17 protein-coding genes and 1 tRNA gene are annotated in these 19,627 nt (G+C 50.1%); 7 read left to right on the top strand and 11 right to left on the bottom strand.

The annotated features are described in order from the left end of the window. Positions 1 to 10: 10 nt before the first annotated feature. On the top strand, positions 11 to 142 hold the full coding sequence (locus OEW58_05740; protein ID MDH5300850.1) for a hypothetical protein: 132 nt from the start codon (positions 11 to 13) through the stop codon (positions 140 to 142). Between the two features lie 65 nt (positions 143 to 207). On the opposite strand, the gene OEW58_05745 is transcribed toward OEW58_05740, so the two are convergent. Continuing rightward, the gene (locus OEW58_05745; GenBank protein ID MDH5300851.1) at positions 208 to 2,280 is read right to left on the bottom strand and encodes an ankyrin repeat domain-containing protein; all 2,073 of its coding nucleotides are present in this window, start codon (positions 2,278 to 2,280) and stop codon (positions 208 to 210) included. Position 2,281: 1 nt separating this feature from the next. Then, positions 2,282 to 3,595 (bottom strand): NAD(P)-binding domain-containing protein, encoded by a 1,314-nt coding sequence (locus OEW58_05750; protein ID MDH5300852.1) that lies wholly within the window; start codon positions 3,593 to 3,595, stop codon positions 2,282 to 2,284. Positions 3,596 to 3,829: 234 nt separating this feature from the next. Between OEW58_05750 and OEW58_05755 the strand changes: the two genes are divergently transcribed. From OEW58_05755 to OEW58_05780, 6 genes are all read left to right on the top strand, one after another. Then, the gene (locus tag OEW58_05755) at positions 3,830 to 6,226 is read left to right on the top strand and encodes a CxxxxCH/CxxCH domain-containing protein (GenBank protein ID MDH5300853.1); all 2,397 of its coding nucleotides are present in this window, start codon (positions 3,830 to 3,832) and stop codon (positions 6,224 to 6,226) included. A 14-nt stretch (positions 6,227 to 6,240) separates the two neighbouring features. Next, the gene (locus OEW58_05760) at positions 6,241 to 7,140 is read left to right on the top strand and encodes a hypothetical protein (GenBank protein ID MDH5300854.1); all 900 of its coding nucleotides are present in this window, start codon (positions 6,241 to 6,243) and stop codon (positions 7,138 to 7,140) included. Positions 7,141 to 7,144: 4 nt separating this feature from the next. After that, a complete protein-coding gene (locus OEW58_05765) occupies positions 7,145 to 8,827 on the top strand; it encodes a cytochrome C (protein MDH5300855.1) in 1,683 nt (560 codons plus the stop codon). 32 nt (positions 8,828 to 8,859) lie between these two features. Next, positions 8,860 to 10,530 carry a hypothetical protein gene (locus tag OEW58_05770; GenBank protein ID MDH5300856.1) on the top strand — a complete coding sequence of 557 codons (1,671 nt, stop codon included), beginning with the start codon at positions 8,860 to 8,862 and terminating at the stop codon, positions 10,528 to 10,530. A 258-nt stretch (positions 10,531 to 10,788) separates the two neighbouring features. Further along, on the top strand, positions 10,789 to 10,992 hold the full coding sequence (locus tag OEW58_05775; protein MDH5300857.1) for a cold-shock protein: 204 nt from the start codon (positions 10,789 to 10,791) through the stop codon (positions 10,990 to 10,992). A gap of 192 nt (positions 10,993 to 11,184) precedes the next feature. After that, positions 11,185 to 12,066 carry a DMT family transporter gene (locus tag OEW58_05780; GenBank protein ID MDH5300858.1) on the top strand — a complete coding sequence of 294 codons (882 nt, stop codon included), beginning with the start codon at positions 11,185 to 11,187 and terminating at the stop codon, positions 12,064 to 12,066. Between the two features lie 148 nt (positions 12,067 to 12,214). Here the strand turns inward: OEW58_05780 and OEW58_05785 are convergent, their stop codons facing one another. From OEW58_05785 to infC, 9 genes are all read right to left on the bottom strand, one after another. Next, positions 12,215 to 13,804, bottom strand: a complete 1,590-nt coding sequence (locus OEW58_05785; protein MDH5300859.1) for a methyl-accepting chemotaxis protein — start codon at positions 13,802 to 13,804, stop codon at positions 12,215 to 12,217. A 262-nt stretch (positions 13,805 to 14,066) separates the two neighbouring features. Next, positions 14,067 to 14,143 (bottom strand) — tRNA-Pro (locus OEW58_05790). An 87-nt stretch (positions 14,144 to 14,230) separates the two neighbouring features. Then, positions 14,231 to 14,629 carry a MerR family transcriptional regulator gene (locus tag OEW58_05795; protein ID MDH5300860.1) on the bottom strand — a complete coding sequence of 133 codons (399 nt, stop codon included), beginning with the start codon at positions 14,627 to 14,629 and terminating at the stop codon, positions 14,231 to 14,233. After that, positions 14,583 to 14,912, bottom strand: a complete 330-nt coding sequence (gene ihfA, locus OEW58_05800) for an integration host factor subunit alpha (protein MDH5300861.1) — start codon at positions 14,910 to 14,912, stop codon at positions 14,583 to 14,585. Before ihfA ends, OEW58_05795 begins: the two co-directional genes overlap by 47 nt. Before the next feature lie 3 nt (positions 14,913 to 14,915). Beyond that, positions 14,916 to 17,294 (bottom strand): phenylalanine--tRNA ligase subunit beta, encoded by a 2,379-nt coding sequence (gene pheT, locus OEW58_05805; GenBank protein ID MDH5300862.1) that lies wholly within the window; start codon positions 17,292 to 17,294, stop codon positions 14,916 to 14,918. A gap of 18 nt (positions 17,295 to 17,312) precedes the next feature. Beyond that, positions 17,313 to 18,335 (bottom strand): phenylalanine--tRNA ligase subunit alpha, encoded by a 1,023-nt coding sequence (gene pheS, locus OEW58_05810; GenBank protein ID MDH5300863.1) that lies wholly within the window; start codon positions 18,333 to 18,335, stop codon positions 17,313 to 17,315. Between the two features lie 145 nt (positions 18,336 to 18,480). After that, entirely contained in the window at positions 18,481 to 18,837 is a 357-nt protein-coding gene (rplT, locus tag OEW58_05815; GenBank protein MDH5300864.1) for a 50S ribosomal protein L20, read from the bottom strand. A 22-nt stretch (positions 18,838 to 18,859) separates the two neighbouring features. Further along, positions 18,860 to 19,057, bottom strand: coding sequence for a 50S ribosomal protein L35 (rpmI, locus tag OEW58_05820; GenBank protein ID MDH5300865.1), 198 nt, complete (start codon positions 19,055 to 19,057; stop codon positions 18,860 to 18,862). 39 nt (positions 19,058 to 19,096) lie between these two features. After that, on the bottom strand, positions 19,097 to 19,627 hold the full coding sequence (infC, locus tag OEW58_05825; GenBank protein ID MDH5300866.1) for a translation initiation factor IF-3: 531 nt from the start codon (positions 19,625 to 19,627) through the stop codon (positions 19,097 to 19,099).

Below are 19,627 nucleotides of genomic sequence, written 5' to 3' on the forward strand. Positions count from 1 at the left end.
GAAATAACTCATGAATCCTGGGCATTTTCTGCTGCCACTGCTTGCCGCTCTGGCCTTTGCTTTTGCCAACTCCAGCCACGCCCTAGCCACTATCCAGAGCAGTGGAACAGCCGCCATTGTGATCAATCAGACGACGAACTAAAACCCGCCCGTCAGAGACAGCAACAGCGGGACAATTCCGCCGTTGCTCAAAGAAGCGCAATCGATTTAGAGCAAACCGAACAGGAATTTCCCGGATTTTTTCTGCTGGCTAATCATATCTGCCAGCAATTTGTCTTGGTTGCGCTGGGCAATTTCTCGCGCATGTTCATTGCGCTGATTGCGTATTGCGGCATCGGCACCTGCGTCCAGCAACAATTTCACTGTGTCGCTGTCACCGCTGCGCACCGCCAAAATCAATGCAGTATCACCCGCACCATTTTTCTCATCCAGCCTGGCTTTGGCGCTGACCAAATATTTTACCAGCAGCGATTCACCTGACGCCGATGCCAACATTAATGCCGTGTTCATTTCGCTGTTTTTCAGGTTTACGTTGGCTCCGGATTTCAATAACAGACTGACAATCGTGGGACGCTGCTTCTTGATAGCAACCATCAGAGGAGTAAATCCCTGTTTGTCCGGAGCATCAACCGATGCGCGATACTGCAGCAGTAACTCTGCCGCTTTGAGGTTGCCGCTATCAGCGGCATGCCACAGCGCAGTTTTGCCATAGGCATCACTCACATAGGTTTTTGCGCCCCGCTGCAACAACGCGGCAACCACCTCCGTCGGCAATTGTTCGCGAATCGCCAAAGCCAATGAAGGCAAAGCACCACCAGGCACGCGATTGACATCATTCATGCGCGGCATCAACGATTTAACAATGTCGACATGCTGATAACCCATGGCCAGCAGCAATGCATCGTTGCCGTCTTTCCCAACATGATCAACATCCGCCTTCGACGCCAATAGCAAATCAACAACCTCGCGATGACCATTTTCTGCAGCGTACATGAGCGGCGTATAACCCACCTTGTCTGTGGCGTTTACGTTCGCACCATTGTTGATCAATAAAACGACAACCTTGAGATGACCTTCTTCTGCCGCGCGTAATAGCGCTGTTTTGCCATCTTTGTCCTGCTCGTTGATGCGTACATTTTTATTCTGCAGAATACGCTCAAGCAACTTATCCTGTCCTCGCCAAGCCGCCTGCACAACCAGCGGATAACCCGCATACGTGCCGTTTTCCTGAACGTCTTTGAGCGAGCGTTCTGTCAGTGGCAAATTGACATCAGTCTTCTCGTCACTTTGCACCAAACGCGTTTTGACTTCTCCAGGCATTTTTGCGCCGGCATCTTCGAGCAATTTCTGCAGTCGCTTATCATCATTTTGTTTGGCAAACGAATACGCTGACCAGCCCTTTTTATTTTTCAGCTCCAAATCGGCACCGGCCTTTACCAACCGGGCTGCCATATCCCAATTTTTGTCTCTGGCCGCGATGATCAATGCACTATTTCCCTGAGCATCCACCACATTCACCGCCGCACCGGCCTGCAAAAGCGCACTCACCATAACTTGGTCGCTATTTTTTACCGCCACCAGCAACGCGGTCAGTTGATGCTTATTTACCTGATTAACCGCCGCGCCACGGGAAATCAATAATCGCGCAACTTCATCGTTCTTGCGTTCTGCTGCCAAGATCAATGGTGTGTTACCGTATTCGTCCGCTGCATTCACATCGACCTTGCCGCGCAACAATCGGCGAATCTGCGCGATTTCGTTATCCAGCACCGAGTCACGCAACCACTCTTCATTGCTGACCTGGCGCTTGTCATTTTCACCATCCTCAACCAGCGGCGTGCTCACCTGATCCAGCGTTTGTAATTTTTTTTGTGCCTGTGAATAACCTAATTTGGCGGAATTTTCCAGCCAGAATCGCGCGAGCTTCGCATTGTAGCCAACGCCTTTTTCATCCAGGTACATGACACCGACAAGATAGGCCGCTTTTTTGTGCTCGCGTTCGGCAGCTTTCAGCAACAACCCCATAGCAACTTTGTCGTTAGCCTCAACACCAATGCCATTTTTATAAAATACACCCAATTGGTATTGGGCATCGGCTTCGCCTTTGTCGGCCAACTTTTGCAACAAATTTATCGCTGCAACATAGTCCTTCACTCGTACTGCACGATCAATTTGTTGATATTGTTCGGTATATTTTTTATCGCCTTCTGCTTGCGCAGCCAATGGAGCAGCGACAAACAGACTGCACACCAACAACAGCTGCATCTTCAATTTAGTCATATCAAAGTGTGCCATACTTGGTTTGCACCTCTATACCAATGGTTCGCAAAAAGTCAGTCGGCAACACACCACCAGCACAAACAATCACCGCATCATTCTCAATTTCCAAAGGTTCATCGCCTTGCCGCAATTCAACTCGATCAGAATGAATTCGTATCACTTCCGAGTTCAACAGCAGACGCAAGCCTTTTTTCGCCTGACATAGTTCAAGACGATCGCGGTTACCCTGTTTTATCCGTGAAAAGACTTCGCGCCGATAAGACAGTGTCACTTCATGGTTGCCCAACTCCGCGATCGCACAAGCAGCCTCAATCGCACTGTCGCCGCCGCCAACGACCAACACGCGATGGTCAACATATTGCTCGGGGTCCATCAGGCGATAAACCACTTTCGGCAATTCTTCACCCTCGACATCTAGTTTTCGCGGCGTTCCACGTCGACCAATCGCGAGCAAAACACAACGGGTATGATACGACTGTTGATTGGTTGTCAGAATAAAATCGCCTTTTTGGCCTTCTATTTTTTCCACGCGCTGATGATAGTGAACATTCAATGGATACTTTTCATTCATCTTGGTGAAAAACTCGAGCAATTCCTCTTTGGTTGTTTGTCGAAAATGCAGTCCACCAACCAAAGGTAATTCCACTGGCGATGTCATAACCAATTTTCCACGTGGATATTGAAAAATTGCACCTCCCAAGGATTCTTGCTCAACAACCAGGTAACGTAAATTATATTTTTTCGCAGTTAATGCCGCCGCAATACCTGCTGGCCCTGAGCCAACAATAATCACGTCGTAGGGTACATTGCCTGTCGCAGATTTTAACTCTGCCATCATTCCATCTATCGCTTGTACGCCCTGGGTCATTGCGTTGCGAATCAAACCCATGCCACCCAGTTCACCGGCAATGTAAACGCCGGGCACATTAGTTTCAAAGTTGGGTTTGACCAACGGAATATCCACACCGCGGGTTGCGGTGCCAAACACCAATGAAATCGCCCCCGTTGGACACACTTCTTTGCAAGCGCCGTGACCAATGCACATCGCCGCGTTTAACAATCCCGCACGGCCATAAATCAATCCCAACACTTTTTTTTCCGGACAGGCATCGACACACGAACCACAACCAATACAACGCGCCGGATCAACAATCGGATGCAGTGAGCTAGGTTCACCTAAACCCGCACTGTGCGCCAATTTACGTTTGGCCAGATTTTGCCAGGTGCGCTGACTGCGAAGAATGGCATACACCCCCCATGAGCCTACAAACAAGGCAACGTAAATCGCCAGCGAAAATAAATCGTTTTCATCCATGGAGAATATTACTAACTGCTCATTTAGAAAGAGTTGATCAATTAAAGCGCGCAGATAATAGCAAAGCTATCTGCACAATTCATCCCACTGGGCACGATGATTGCCATTACTGCGCAACCTGGCGTATGCGAACTGTCACATCATTTGTGCTAGAATGCGCGCGTTCTGGCTACTAACCCTGCACGTTGATTTAACCTGCTGAAATTCGTCATTTATTTTGAAGTACACAGAAACATGAATACTCTGCATCATGAGCGTTTTGCTCTGTTTTTCAAGGCAATGCTGCAATACGTCAGCGTAACATTAGTCGTCATTTTCTCTGGCCTGTCGGTTGCGGCAGACAGCATTCCGACTAATGAAAAAACGCCCTTCAATCATTTCGCCACAGGATTTCCGCTCATTGGTGCGCACAGCAACGAAGATTGTTCATCCTGTCATGTCGGCGGCATTTTCAAGGGAACCCCGACAGGCTGTAAAAACTGTCATCAACAAGGCAGTGCTGTCGGCGCCAGCAGTAAACACAATCAACACATTGCCACCAGTAACGAATGCGACCGTTGCCACAACCAACAAAAATGGTCTGACATTTCCCGCGTTGATCACACACAAACACTAGGCAGCTGTCAGTCGTGTCACAAAAGTTTGCTGACCTCTGCCAGCCTGCGCCACATTCCGTTTAGCGGCGACTGTGATACCTGTCACCTGCCGCGCGGCTGGGAAATAAATTCGTTTAATCACTCTAAAACCGGCTCTTTAGCCTGTTCCGGTTGCCATAACGGCAGCACTGCCGTCATGGGCAAAGGTCGCAACCATATAGCCACCACACAAGAATGTAATGATTGCCACACCGTGGGGGGTGCTTGGGAACAAGCACACGTCAATCACAATGTGGTCACGACGGCGTGCTCGGCGTGTCACAATGGTGCACACACCTTTGGTAAACCCAATACTCACATAGTTACCAATTTGGAGTGTGATGCGTGCCATTTGCGCACCGCCTGGACACCAGCAACGTTTGTTCACCCCGCCAGTACATCAGGTTGCGCCAACTGTCATAACGGCATACAGGCGATGGGCAAAACCCGTGACCATCTAGTCACCACTCTGGATTGCAGTTCGTGCCATACATCCAAGGGTTGGGTGCCGGCCAAGTTTGACCATTCATCCGCAGGCGCCGCCTGTTCGACCTGTCATAACGGCACCAAGGCCACCGGCAAATCAAGCAATCACCTGCCAACTGCACAGGAATGTAGCGTCTGTCACAAGACCACCGCCTGGCAGCCCGCAACTTTCAGTCACCAAGGCATCGGCAGCAATTGTTCAAGCTGTCACAACGGCAAGATATCCACCGGCAAAACAGTCAGCCATCCGCTAACCACGCTGGAATGCGGCGCCTGCCACAGCACCAACGCCTGGACGCCGGCGACTTTCGATCACAGCGGCAGCAGCTCGGCCTGTTCAACGTGTCACAACGGCACCAAGGCCACCGGTAAAACCGCCAACCACGTACCAACCACGCAGGAATGTAGCGCCTGTCACAGCAACAAAGCCTGGACGCCCGCGACCTTCAGCCACGTGGGCGTCACCCAAGCCTGTTCCAACTGCCATAACAATGTCATCAGCACCGGTAAGACAGCCAACCACTTTATAACCACGCTGGAATGCGGTGCCTGCCACAGCACCAACGCCTGGACGCCGGCGACTTTCGATCACAGCGGTAGCAGCTCGGCCTGTTCAACCTGTCACAACGGCACCAAAGCCACCGGCAAAACCGCCAACCACGTACCGACCACGCAGGAATGTAGCGCCTGTCACAACAACAAGGCCTGGATTCCCGCGACGTTCAGCCATGTGGGCGTGACCCAGGCTTGCGCGACTTGCCACAACGGCACCATTTCCACCGGCAAGAGCGTTACTCACGTCACCACGCTACTGGACTGCGGTCGCTGCCACACGACAAATGCCTGGCTGCCCGCGACGTTTGACCACACCGGCGCCAGCCTGGCCTGCTCAAGCTGTCACAACAACACTACCGCCACGGGTAAAAGTGCAAGCCACGTAACCACAACCTTAGAGTGCGGCAACTGCCACACCACGTCCGCCTGGCTACCCGCCAAGTTTGACCACAGTGGCATTTCCGGCAACTGCTACAGTTGCCACAACAGCACTACGGCCACGGGCAAACCAACGACTCATATCGTGACCACTGCAGACTGTAACGCCTGCCACACGACCACCGCGTGGATGCCTGCCACTTTCAGCCACAGTGGCATTACCAGCAACTGTGCAAGCTGTCACAACGGCACTGCTGCGACTGGCAAAGCCAGCAATCATTTTGTCACATCCAACGATTGCTCCAACTGTCACAACACCAGCAACTGGTCAACGGTGGTATACGAACATGCATCGATAAATTATCCCGGTGATCATGCCGTCGCCATTTCCTGTACCAACTCGTCATGCCATAGCAGCGGTTCTCAGGCAGTAACCTGGAAATTTACCGCCTACGTCAACAGTTGTGCGGGCTGCCACGCGGATAATTTCGTTGCCAATGAACACAACAAAACACTCAGCGAATTACGCAATTGCGCTGGCTGTCATGAACACAGCGTTAGAAACACCCGCTGGTAACGCAAGGAGGACATATGCAAAATTCCAACGAGCTGACTTACTCGGCTAACGAATCACAATCCAGCAGCGTGAAATCGCTGCGCGATCGCATATTCTCGCTTATCGGCATGCCGATGTTGTTTGTGCTGGTCACTCTCGCGATCGTTCAGGCCTGGCTGGTGAAAGACTATCGCTTTATTGATGCGGAAGAAGGTCTCGGCTATTGGTTGGGCATCGGTGGCGGCGTATTGATGCTGCTGCTATTGTTATACCCCCTCAGAAAGCACATTAACGCCCTGCATTTTCTGGGAAAAATTAACGTCCTGTTTCGCATCCATATGGTGTTCGGCATCCTGGGGCCAACACTGATTGTGCTGCACACCAATTTTCAACTGGGCGCACTCAACAGCAACGTTGCATTGTTCTGCATGCTGATTGTCGCTACCAGTGGACTGATGGGACGCTATCTGTATTTCCGCATCCATAGTCGCCTCAGTGGTAAAAAACTGACTACGCTCGAATTGCAAAAGCAGTCACTGGATAGTTTGCGACAGCTCAATGAAGACTTGCCAAACTTCAACCATCTGACGGATTACCTGGATCGCTACAAAAACGAAGGTCACTATTTCGACCACAGCATGCTCGGATTTATTTTCAGCCCCTGGCTACGTTTAAAGCGTTTTCTGATTTATCGCGACCTGTCATCTCGCTGCCAAGCGAGCATAAAAGAGCATACATCCGATAAAAAACAACAGAAACTACTGATTAGCCGTACACAAAAAAATCTGAAATTGTATATTTTCAGTGTACTTCGCCTCGCCAAACTTGACCTATATCAACGGACGTTCTCATTGTGGCACGTGCTGCATTTGCCCCTGTTCATGATGATGCTGGTCACTGGAATTTTCCACGTTATAGCCGTACACATGTATTAAACCGATGAAATTCTGCTCCATATTCGTTAGCGCGCTTTTGCTATTTTTCAGCGTACTCAGTGAAATCCAGGCCGCCAATATTGAGCGGCTGGTCATGCCTGGAAAAGTTATCAAGGGCCATGCAAAATACGAGGAAAACTGCGACAAATGTCATGAGTCCTTCAAAAAGGCAGATCAAACCAGACTCTGCCTGGACTGCCACAAAAAAGTGGCTGACGATATTCGCCAAAAAAACCGCTTTCACGGCATCAACAGCGACACCCGCACGGCGCCATGCAAGCAGTGCCATAGCGAACACCTTGGCCGTGATGCCGACATCGTTCTATTCAACAAAGATTTGTTCAATCATGAGCAAACCGCCTTCAAGTTAACCGGTGCCCACACCGGCGCTTCCTGTGCTGCCTGTCACAAGGCTGACAAGAAATACCGCGAGGCCGAAACAAAATGTTTCGCCTGTCATGAAATAATCGACTCACACAACAAAAAACTGGGCGAAGATTGCGAAAAATGTCATTCCACCAAACATTGGAAAACCACCAAATTTGATCATGACAAAACAAAATACCCGCTAATCGGCAAACATCAGGATGTCAATTGCGAGCTTTGTCACCCGGCAAACAAGTATAAAGACACGTCCAAGCAGTGCATTGCCTGCCATCGCATTTCAGACACCCACCAGGGAAAGTACGGCGAAAAGTGCGAACAATGCCACGACAGCAAACGCTGGGATAAAAGCTCATTCAATCATGACAAAACCGTTTTCCCCCTGCGTGGCGCCCATATTCCGGCCAAGTGCCGTTCTTGCCATGTCAAAGACCTAAAAGAAAAATTGAAGACTGCTTGCTTTGACTGCCATGAAAAGCAGGACAAACATAAAGGCGATCTGGGCAAAAAATGCGATAGCTGCCATACGGAAAAGACCTGGGCGAAAATCGCCTTTGAACACAGCAAATACAAAAACGAGACATGCTACAGCTGCCACCAGAAGGATGATGAGCACGCACTTCGCTACGGCAAAAAATGCGAAACCTGCCATCGCACCGAGAACTGGACTAAGCAGATATTCGATCACAAGAAAGACGCCAACTATGCGCTTAATGGCAAACACAAGGATGTTCGCTGTATTTTTTGTCACAAAGGCAAAGCCAGTGATGAAAAAGACAAAACCAAATGCATCCAGTGCCACGCTATTGATGACGTCCACTTAGGCAAGCAAGGGAAAAAGTGCAACCAGTGCCATGAAGAAGCTGGCTGGAACAAAAATGTAAAATTTGATCACGACATGAGCAATTTCCCGCTCATCGGCCTGCATGCCAGCACAGCCTGCTCCGAGTGCCACATTAACTCGAGATATACAGATACAAGCAGTGCTTGTTACAGCTGCCACAAAGCCGACGACACACACAAAGAAACGCTAACGCACCAGTGTGCACTTTGCCACAACCCAAACAGCTGGCGTTTTTGGCAGTTCGATCATGACAAACAAAGTAAATTCAAACTTACCGGCAGGCACAAAAAGCTGCATTGCTCGCAATGCCACAAAACAGCGACTGACAAAAAAATAGAACAGTCGGGGAGCTGCGTCGCCTGTCACCGTGCAGACGACGAACATAACGGTCGATTTGGCAGCCAGTGCAATCAATGCCACAACACAGAATCGTTCAAGCAGGTCACTGTCAAACAATGAAAATTACCACCTCACTCTTTGTATTCGCCCTAATGACAGGATATTCCGCTGCACATGCCGCCGAGATCAACAACACCACCAGTGTCACTGATGAACAATTACTGAAAATCATGGAAGATGCACGTCAGGCCATGACCGCACATCAGTACATGATGGCCATCAAACTTTATCGACAACTTGCGGAAATGCCCGATCACGTTCTGCGTCAGGACGCGATTGAGTCATTGGGGTTAGCCTACGAACGTGCCGGCAAACAGGCTGATGCAAAGCGAGCATATGAGTATTTCTTGCAACTCTATCCCGACTCGGCCGCATCCGAGCGGATTCGTCAGCGCTTGGCCGGCATTGTGACCGCAACCTGGAAAGACAAGGAAAAGCTGGACAAGCCCAAAGAAAAAGCCGGCTCATCAACCTGGAACAATTATGGTTCATGGTCGCAATATTTCCGTCGTAATGGCAGCCTGGACGAAGACAACAAGGACATCGTCAATTTGAATTTGTTGTCCAGCAATCTGGATCTCAATGGTCGTGGAAAAATAGGTAATCTTGATTTAAAAACGCGCTTCACAGGCAGTGAAAATACCAATATCGACGATAGCAGCAACAATTACCAGACGCTCAATTATCTTTATGCCGAAATCAATAGCCGCGGCTCGGGCTTTTACAGTCGCATTGGCCGACAGCGCCCCAAAAGCGGTGGCATCATGGGCCGTTTCGATGGTGTTCATCTCGGCTATCACATCAATAACAGTTTAATTTTCAACGTAACTGCGGGTTATCCCGTGGACCGCTCAAAAAATATTTTTATTGATGACAGCCGTGAGTTTTACGGTGTAACGCTGGAAACAGGTCCGTGGCATGAGTACTGGCTTGCCAACATCTATGCTATCCGACAAATGTCGGAGTCTTATCTTGATCGTGAAGCTACGGGTGGTGAACTGCGCTATATTCACCCAAAACACAATCTGTACACCTTCGTCGACTATGACACGCATTTTGAAACATTAAATATTTTCAGCACCCAAGCCAGTGTGACCGCCAGCGAGAGCATCATATTTAATGCGTTCCTCGATGTCCGTCACACACCCACAGTGACCACGCGCAATGCCCTATTTGGTCAGCAGGTCACCACATTGACCGAGCTGCACAAATCGAACAGTCCCGAAGCCATTCAGCAAATGGCGCTAAACAACAGCCCGAAATATTATTTGTCGATGGCATCGATGACTTATAAATTCAACAGCATGTATCAGTTGGATACCGACATAACCGCCAGCAAGTTGGAAACCTCGCCTAGCATGCCAGCCATGTCAGGCTCATCGAATCCGATGGAATATTATTTTTCGACACGACTAACCATTAGCGAATGGTTTGGCAAACGCGATGTCAATATTGTTGGTCTGCGCTATGCCGACACGGCCAACAGCACACAACAACAATTACTGCTCAACAGTCGCTTTTATGCCTCGGAAAAATGGTCACTCAATCCCAGCATCATCGTCGACAACCGCCGCTATAGCGGTAATAGTCAGCAGTCCGAACTTCGTGTTGTTCCAGGATTTCGAACCGAGTATCTAGCCAGCCGCAGCTTTAGTATGGACATGGAGATCGTGCCGGAATGGAGTGAACGCAAAGATACTGTGGGCAATTACGAATACAAAAACTACTACGTGAATATGGGATACCGTTACATTTTTGATTAGGAAGTTGTCGATCCTGTGACCATTTTTTGTTAAGTTTCGACTAAGAAATGTAACCTACGGACAAATAAACAAAAATACATGCTCCAAGCGTCACTTTTTCCACAACTTGTGCTGGTATTCGGCAAAGGAAAGGAGTATAGTCACTTTGCTTGCATTGGCTCAAGCGGCTTTCTTAGACACACCTCGCGTTACCTCTCTGAATCGTCATTGCGTCAACTGCACGCACCTATTCTGTTAAATTGTGTTTCGAGGTAAAAAATGAACATCGGTACCGTAAAATGGTTCAACGAGGCAAAAGGTTTTGGTTTTATCACTCCTAAAGAAGGTGGTGATGACGTATTCGTTCACTTCCGCGCTATCGTTGGCGATGGCTTCAAGACTCTGCGTGAAGGCCAGACTGTTAGCTACCAAGTAGAAAACGGCCCTAAAGGTCCTCAGGCTGCTCAAGTCCAGCCACAGTAAGACCTAAGTAATTGAGTTTTAAGGATAAAGCCCCGTCTGCCGGGGCTTTATCTGTTTTGGACACCAGTCAGGCAAGTTTTCCCCATCCAGACCCCAATCGTTGGGATTGGTGATAAACTACCCCTGTGCCACAAACCACCCTACCGGGTTCTTTTCAGCCTTTTCAATTGGTTATTTCCCACTCAGATTCGCATGGATTGGTTTTCACTTTCGCTGCTGTGCGCCCTGAGCCTGGCCCTGGCTGACGCACTGAGCAAAAAATATTTGCCAGGTTACAGTCCCTACCAACTGCTGCTGGTGCGGTTCACAATTCCCGGCCTGTTACTTATTCCCTGGCTAATGGCCCACCCTGTATCACTCATGGATCAGCCTGCGGCGTTTTGGGGCTGGATGGCGCTCACCATCCCCCTGGAACTGATCGCCATGCTGATCTACATGCAGGCCATCAGCAACGCTCCTTTGCACCAGACCCTGCCCTACCTGTCCTTCACACCAGTTTTCAACATCTTGACTGGCTGGCTGTTCCTGGGCGAAGAGGCTTCTCTCCTTGGCAGCATGGGCATTTTGTTGGTGGTCATGGGTTCATATTTGCTGAATCTGCATCGGCTACGCGCCAACGGCGATCTGAACCTGCTCGAACCACTGCGCGCCATCTTTTATCAACAAGCGTCACGACGCATGCTGTTGGTCGCATTCATTTACAGCCTAACCTCCGTCTTCAGCAAAGCGGCCATGAACTACACCAACCCGGATGGATTTGGCGCGTTTTACTTCGTAGTGATTGGCGGTGCATCTGTACTGCTGGTGATGATCAAACAACCAAGCAGCCTGAGCGTTTTAAGTCGCAATCTGCGCTGGCATTTGATCATCGGCGGCCTAATGGCGCTGATGGTGGTCACGCATTTTGTTGCCATTGCACAGATTGAGGCGGCCTACATGATCGCGGTCAAACGACTCAGCCTGCTTTTTGGCATTGTGCTGGGCGCTTGGCTGCTGCATGAACAAGGATTAGGACGAAATCTGGCCTCAGCCAGTATTATGGTCGCAGGGGTTGCGTTGATATTATTGGGATAAAATCAATCGCACTTCATATGAATCGACAATTGGTGTTTCAGAGAGATATCTACTTTTTCACGAGGAACCTGATCAGGCGGCTGCCGAATTTTATACAGAGCAACCACCAGATCAAGTCTAAATTTATTATCGTTTCTGATCAGCACAACTAGGTGCGGAACTGGGCCACCAATCCTGAGATACTCTTGGCCATCTGATTGAGTTCTGCACTGCCGTTGGCAGTATTTTCCGCATGCCTGCCGGTTTCAGAACTGACCACGCTAATATTCTCTACGTTGCGATTGATTTCATCCGCGACCGAACTTTGCTCTTCTGCCGCAGCCGCTATTTGCACATTGCGGCCCACGATATCCTGAATACAGGACGCGATCGACTCCAGTGCATCATTGGCCTTACTCACTTCTTCCATCGCTTGACGCGCCCGCTCATTGCCATCATGCATGGAAGATACAGCCTGCTTGGACGACGCTTGCAGCGCCGCAATCATCACTTGTATTTCCTGGGTAGACTCCTGAGTCCTGCTTGCCAAGGTCCGCACTTCATCGGCCACCACTGCAAATCCACGTCCCTGTTCGCCAGCGCGCGCTGCTTCAATCGCAGCATTCAATGCCAGCAAATTGGTTTGCTCTGCAATCGTTTTAATCACATCCAGCACCGATTCAATTCGCTGACTGTGCGCATCCAATTCACTAAGCACCGTTGCGGAGCGTGCGACCTCCGCCGCCAAGCCCTCCACTGCATTCACTGAGCTCTTCACCACCTGCCGGCCGTTAATCGCTTCTTTGTCTGCGGTATCCGCCGCAGCGGATGCGGCATTGGCGTTTTCCGCTACTTCGCGAATGCTGGCAGCCATTTCATTCACCGCTGCCGCGATGGTTTGCGTTTCCTGCTGTTGGCGCATCGCATTGTTTTTTAACTCATCAGTAATTACAGAGAAATCCGCTGCCCCACTTTCGATCGTGGCAACCGAACCCTTTATCTGCTCCATCATGCCACGCAATTTCCCTAAAAATCGATTAAATCGCCGCGCCACATCCGTCAGCTCGTCATCGCCCTTTTCTTCCAGTTTCAAGGTTAAATCGCCATTCCCACTGGCAACATCTTCCAATCTATCTGCCAGATTTTTTATCGGATCTACCACGGCGCGACGGGTATAGAACATGGAAAACATCACAATCACCACACCCAGCAACAACGCACCAAACATTGCGCTGTAGCTCAGCGATTCCACCCGCTCAATGGCTTCCGTCATCCCCTCCACCGCACCATCACCATTTTTCTCCAGCGCCTCCAATTGATTCAACAAAACGTCAACGTTGGACTTATATTGCACGACCATCTCGTCGGTGACCGCATGATTTTCAGCAGCTTTTAAAATTACGTTTCTTGATTTTTTGTACTGTGAAAGAGCCTCATCAAACGGCGCCTTCAATTCCGACTTCATCAAGCCACTACCCCACATACGACCAATGGCCTCGTCACGCGCGTCCTTTATTTCTTGAGGTATGGTGATAGGCTTATTTTCATCAATGGCCTCCTCCATCAGGATCATTTCTTCCTGAAGGGTAATCACTGTCTCCATCGCACCATCGGCTGCATCCCAGGCAGGACCGGAAATAAATGCCAGATTCTCTGACAAATTTTTAATTCCCCAAATTCCGCTAATGCCAGCCAGCAGCAGCACGGCAAACATCAGAGCATTCACCAGGCTCAATTTTCGACCAACTGTCATGCGCATAAACAGACCTCCCCTCAGAAATGTACTGAATATTTCGCTAGTAAAACGGTTGGATTTGAAAAAAATTGAGCCAAATTTAGCTAAAAGTCAGAAATAGCCGCAAATAGACTTACAGGAATTGATAATTAAGAGTTACTTCTGATCAGGAATGCACCAAGAGTACTTTCCCGGCAAAGTGGCGAAATCGCCAGCTACCCAACCAAAAAGCAACCAATTAAACGATAAGACTTGAGAAAAAGAGAAAAGCGAAGGAAAGGAAAATTGGTCGGGACGAGAGGATTTGAACCTCCGACCCCTTGCACCCCATGCAAGTGCGCTACCAAGCTGCGCCACGTCCCGACGGAATCTATAAACCTGAGCGAACTCAAGAATTGCGCGCATTCTAACGGAAAAAGCCCGTAGAGTGAATATCTTATTCGATTTTTTCTAAACTTCTGGTGAAGATTCGAGCAAGTTCAAAACATCTTCCAGTTCGGTAAGAAGTTGCGCGGTCAATCTCTTATCCTGCGCATTCACGCCCGAGGGTTCCACAGGCACCACAGACTCCTTCACCGCGACTTTGCTACTCAACTGCTGACGAGCACCATTGATCGTAAATCCACGGTCATACAGCAACTCACGAATCTGCCGAACCATCAGCACATCATGTTGCTGATAATAACGACGATTGCCGCGGCGCTTCACGGGCTTTAATTGGGGGAACTCTTGCTCCCAATAGCGCAACACATGCGGTTTGACACCACAAAGTTCAGCTACTTCGCCAATGGCGAAGTAGCGCTTAGTCGGTATCTCCGGAAGATGTTGGGTTTTGCTCGCTTCCTGCATAGGCTTCAACTCGGGCTTTCAATTTTTGACCTGGTCTAAAGGTCACAACGCGGCGTGCAGTAATTGGGATTTCTTCCCCTGTTTTGGGGTTGCGTCCCGGCCGCTGATTTTTATCTCTTAAGGTGAAGTTGCCAAACCCAGAAAGTTTGACGCTCACACCACTTTCCAACGAATTGCGTACTTCTTCAAAAAACAGGTCTACCAGCTCTTTCGCCTCGCGTTTGTTAAGACCTAACTCCTCAAACAGACGCTCAGCCATATCCGCCTTTGTTAATGACGCCATAGACTACTCTCTCAATGTTGCACCAACAGTTTTTAATTGTTTTAGTAATGTCGTTATAAGCGCATCTACCCTGGAGTCTATAAGGGTTTGTTCATCATCCTGAATGGTAAAAGCGATTGCAAGGCTTTTCTTACCCTCTGGCACTCCCGCTCCCCGGTAGACATCGAAAATAACCCACTCTTTCAGTGTCTTATCGTCAACTTGTTGTATTGCTTTAGCTATTTGCTCGGCAGATACGACTTCGTCCACAATCACTGCCAAATCACGCCGCAGTGAAGGGAACTTGGAAATCGACCGGAACCCGGGCACCTTGCCGCCACAAATTTCTTCCAGCACCAATTCAAACAACACAATTCCACCAGGTAATCCCAACGTTTGTTGATGATTGGGATGAAGAACGCCAATCCACCCGGCCTGACGACCGGCACGTTCAATCACTGCGCTCTGACCTGGGTGCAAGGCGAAATGTTGAGCACTCTTAAAGATAAAAGCCGAAGCTTCATGAGTCAATGACAATATTGCTTCAACATCTGATTTTATATCATAAAAATCCAGGGACTGCGGTTTCCCACCCCATTGATCAGGGTAACGACTGCCAAATGCCACACCGGCAATCATCGGCTGCTGCACGACGCTGCCGTCTGCCTGTGGCAGGTAACGCATACCGGTTTCAAACAAGCGTACACGGTTTTGCTGGTGTGCCAGGTTGTGCTCCACCGCAGGAATAAGACTAGACCACAATGTAGTACGCATCACCGCCATTTCTGAAGAAATGGGATTGGCCAATTTCAGCGGCGTCAGTTGCGGGTCAAGTTTGGCCTGAATGGTTTCATCGACGAAACTATAGGAAATCGTTTCGTTATAACCCCGCGCCACCATCAGCTGGCGCAAGCGGTTCAACGTCACCTTGCCTTCCGGCTGCGGCGGCATTTGCAGCGCAGCTACGGCAGTATGGGTTGGAATGTTGTTGTAACCGTAAATGCGGCCAACTTCTTCGATCAGGTCTGCTTCAATCGCAATATCAAAACGATACGACGGCGGCGTTACCGTCCAGCCACCAGCAGTTGCCTGCACACCCATTCCCAAACGATCCAGGTAGTCAGCAACAGTAGCATCAGCCAAGGAAATACCCAGCACCCGCTTTAGGCGCTCGCAGCGCAGGGATATCGGCGCACGCACGGGCAAATGCTCGGCACTGCGACGCTCCACCACCGGACCGGCCTGACCACCGGCGATGTCCAAAATCAGTTGCGTCGCCCGCTCCATTGCGCGTTTCTGCAGACCAAAGTCCACGCCACGCTCAAACCGATAGGACGAATCAGTCTGCATGCCGAATTTACGGGCCTTGCCACGAATACTGTCGGGCGAGAAAAACGCGCATTCCAAAAACAGGTTATGCGTGTCATCAGAAACCGAACTGTCCTGACCTCCCATCACGCCAGCAAACGCCACGACACCCTTGGCATCGGCAATCACCAACTCGTTACTGCTCAGAGTAATTTCGGAATCGTCCAGCAACTTGGCTTTTTCGCCCTCGCTGGCGCGACGCACCACGATTTTGCCACTCAACTTATCCAGATCGAACGCGTGCATGGGCTGTCCCAGCTCCAGCAGCACAAAATTGGTTACATCCACCAGGAAACTGATGCTGCGCTGGCCGCCGCGACGCAGGCGCTCCTGCATCCACATCGGCGTTTTCACTGCGGCATTCACGCCACGGACAACACGCCCCAGATAAACGGGGCAATCCGCCGGTGCTTGCAACTCAACGCCAAAAGTGTCGTCAATGGCCGGAGCCACAGGTGCGACTGCAGGCACATTAACGACAACCTGATTAAGTACGCCCACTTCGCGGGCCATACCGGCAATACTCAAACAATCGCCACGATTGGGGGTAAAATCCACTTCGATGATGTTGTCGTCCAGCTGCAGCCACTGACGAAAATCCATACCGATCGGTGCATCCGCCGGCAACAGCAACAGACCATCCGAGGTATCCGCCAGGCCAAGCTCTTTGGCCGAACACAGCATGCCAAATGACGGCTGACCACGCAGTTTGGCCTGCTTGATTTTGAAATCGCCAGGCAAAACCGCACCGATCTTGGCGCAGGGTACGCGCGCACCTTGATGCACATTGGCCGCACCACAAACGATGGTGAGATTTTCTGCTTCGCCGACATTCACCTGACAAACGTTCAGTTTGTCCGCCTCTGGGTGCTTTTCCAGGGAAACAACTTCCCCCACCACAACACCACTGAACTGGGCCGCCGCCGGCTCCACGCCGTCCACTTCCAGGCCCGCCATGGTCAGCTGAGCTGCCAACGCATCGCTATCAATTGCGGGATTTACCCACTCACGTAACCACTGTTCGCTAAATTTCATGAACCCAAACCGTCTGAATTAGTTGAACTGCTTGAGGAAGCGCAAATCGCTTTCAAACATCAGTCGTAAATCGTTAATACCGTAGCGCAGCATGGCCAGTCGATCGACGCCAATGCCGAAGGCATAACCAAGGTATTTTTCCGTGTCCACGCCCACATTGGCCAACACTTGAGGATGCACCATGCCGCAACCACCGACTTCCAACCAGCCGCTCTGCTTGCACACCCGGCAACCGTCACCACCGCAAATAACGCAGCGAATATCAAACTCCGCTGACGGCTCGGTGAACGGGAAATAGGACGGACGGAAACGCAGCTTCAGGTCGTCGACTTCGAAAAACTGACTCATAAAACTGGTCAGAGTACCTTTGAGGTCGGCGAAACTGACTTTCTCGTCAACCAACAATCCCTCGACCTGATGGAACATCGGTGTGTGGGTCAAATCGAAATCGCAGCGGTAAACACGACCAGGGGAAATAATGCGGAACGGCGCCTTGCCCTGTTCCATCACGCGAATCTGCACGGAAGACGTTTGCGTGCGCAGCAAACGGTTGCTGTCAAAATAGAAAGTGTCCTGCATGGCGCGCGCAGGGTGGCTCTCGGGGATGTTGAGCGCCTCAAAATTGTGGTAGTCGTCTTCAATTTCAGGGCCAGACGCCACTTCAAATCCCATGGACTGGAAAAATGCTTCGATGCGCTGCAACGTGCGCGTCACCGGATGCAAGCCGCCCGACGCCTGACCGCGTCCCGGCAGGGTCACATCAATGGATTCACTGGACAGTTTTCTCGCCAGTTCCGCCGCCTTCAATTCCGCCTTGCGCGATTCCAGCGCTGCCTGAACTTTTTCTTTGGCAACATTCACCAACTGCCCCATTTTGGGACGATCTTCGGCCGAAACATCTTTCAGCCCTTTGAGCTGCTCAGTGAGCACACCCTTTTTTCCCAAATAATGAACGCGCACCTGATCCAGATCATTCAGATTGTCCAGTGCGGCGATTTTGGTGCTCGCTTCGTTGACGAGGCTTTCCAGTTCTTTTTCCATGTCAGTCAATACGTTAGAGTTTAGAGCTGTAAATTATCACGCTTGCCCTGCAAAAGCATGCGGATTGCAACAAAAAAGGGGAAAGGCGTTAGCCTTTCCCCTTTTGACACGGCACCTGCCAGTGGCTTGGGTAGACGTAAACGCCTTACGCCAAAGCAGACTTGGCAGTTTCGGCCAGCTTGCTAAAGCCAGCCTTGTCAAATACCGCGATGTCAGCCAGAACCTTACGGTCGATGGCGACATTGGACTTCTTCAAGCCATTGATCATGCGGCTGTACGACAGACCGTTAGAACGTGCACCGGCGTTGATACGCGCAATCCACAGAGCGCGGAATTGACGCTTACGCTGTTTACGGTCGCGGTATGCATACTGACCAGCTTTAGTTACGGCCTGCTTGGCTACGCGGTATACACGACTACGTGCACCATAATAGCCTTTGGCAGCTTTTAGCACTTTTTTATGACGACGGCGTGCTTCTACGCCACGTTTAACTCTTGGCATCTCGGTATCCTCTCTTGACGGCTTATGCGTATGGCAGCATGCGTTTTACGCCGGCTACATTGGTTTCGTGCACGGCTTCGGGTGTACGCAATTGACGCTTACGCTTGGTGCTTTTCTTCGTCAAGATGTGTCTACGATGCGACTGTTTACGCTTGAAGTGACCTGAACCTGCGCGTTTGAAGCGCTTCAGGGCACTGCTTTTAGATTTAATTTTAGGCATTACTCTCTACTCCGCATTTGTGGGGTAATTAATTAACTACTATTTTTTCCTTTTGGGGGCGAATACCATCACCATTTGCCGGCCTTCCATTTTTGGAAATTGCTCTACCGTGCCGAATTCATCCAGATCGGTTTGAATTCGTTGCAGCAGATCACGACCAAGCTCCTGGTGAGCTAACTCCCGACCACGGAACCGCAAGGTTACCTTGGCCTTATCCCCATCACTCAAAAAGCGAATCAGGTTGCGTAGTTTTACCTGATAGTCGCCAATGTCCGTTCCTGGACGAAACTTAATTTCCTTAATCTGAGTCTGTTTTTGTTTCTTTTTCGCTACCTGTTGACGCTTTTGCTCTTCAAACAGGAATTTGCCATAGTCCATTACCTTGCACACAGGCGGATCAGCCTGAGCTGCAATTTCGACCAAATCCAATCCAGCTTCTTCAGCAATGGCCAGCGCTTCCTTGATGGTCACCACATCTTTGAGCCCCTCTGAACCGTCTACGATCAAACGGACACGGGGAGATGTGATTTCTTCGTTCAAGCGAACGCTTTTGTCTTTCCTGGCAGCGAT

The sequence above is a fragment of the Gammaproteobacteria bacterium genome (genome assembly GCA_029884425.1).
Lineage (GTDB): Bacteria > Pseudomonadota > Gammaproteobacteria > S012-40 > S012-40 > JAOUHV01.

Excerpts from the sequence above, each read along its gene's own strand:
- OEW58_05740 (MDH5300850.1), top strand. The coding sequence starts at position 11 with ATGAATCCTGGGCATTTTCTGCTGCCACTGCTTGCCGCTCTGGCCTTT.
- OEW58_05745 (MDH5300851.1), bottom strand. The coding sequence starts at position 2,280 with ATGACTAAATTGAAGATGCAGCTGTTGTTGGTGTGCAGTCTGTTTGTC.
- OEW58_05750 (MDH5300852.1), bottom strand. The coding sequence starts at position 3,595 with ATGGATGAAAACGATTTATTTTCGCTGGCGATTTACGTTGCCTTGTTT.
- OEW58_05755 (MDH5300853.1), top strand. The coding sequence starts at position 3,830 with ATGAATACTCTGCATCATGAGCGTTTTGCTCTGTTTTTCAAGGCAATG.
- OEW58_05760 (MDH5300854.1), top strand. The coding sequence starts at position 6,241 with ATGCAAAATTCCAACGAGCTGACTTACTCGGCTAACGAATCACAATCC.
- OEW58_05765 (MDH5300855.1), top strand. The coding sequence starts at position 7,145 with ATGAAATTCTGCTCCATATTCGTTAGCGCGCTTTTGCTATTTTTCAGC.
- OEW58_05770 (MDH5300856.1), top strand. The coding sequence starts at position 8,860 with ATGACAGGATATTCCGCTGCACATGCCGCCGAGATCAACAACACCACC.
- OEW58_05775 (MDH5300857.1), top strand. The coding sequence starts at position 10,789 with ATGAACATCGGTACCGTAAAATGGTTCAACGAGGCAAAAGGTTTTGGT.
- OEW58_05780 (MDH5300858.1), top strand. The coding sequence starts at position 11,185 with ATGGATTGGTTTTCACTTTCGCTGCTGTGCGCCCTGAGCCTGGCCCTG.
- OEW58_05785 (MDH5300859.1), bottom strand. The coding sequence starts at position 13,804 with ATGCGCATGACAGTTGGTCGAAAATTGAGCCTGGTGAATGCTCTGATG.
- OEW58_05795 (MDH5300860.1), bottom strand. The coding sequence starts at position 14,629 with ATGCAGGAAGCGAGCAAAACCCAACATCTTCCGGAGATACCGACTAAG.
- ihfA (MDH5300861.1), bottom strand. The coding sequence starts at position 14,912 with ATGGCGTCATTAACAAAGGCGGATATGGCTGAGCGTCTGTTTGAGGAG.
- pheT (MDH5300862.1), bottom strand. The coding sequence starts at position 17,294 with ATGAAATTTAGCGAACAGTGGTTACGTGAGTGGGTAAATCCCGCAATT.
- pheS (MDH5300863.1), bottom strand. The coding sequence starts at position 18,335 with ATGGAAAAAGAACTGGAAAGCCTCGTCAACGAAGCGAGCACCAAAATC.
- rplT (MDH5300864.1), bottom strand. The coding sequence starts at position 18,837 with ATGCCAAGAGTTAAACGTGGCGTAGAAGCACGCCGTCGTCATAAAAAA.
- rpmI (MDH5300865.1), bottom strand. The coding sequence starts at position 19,057 with ATGCCTAAAATTAAATCTAAAAGCAGTGCCCTGAAGCGCTTCAAACGC.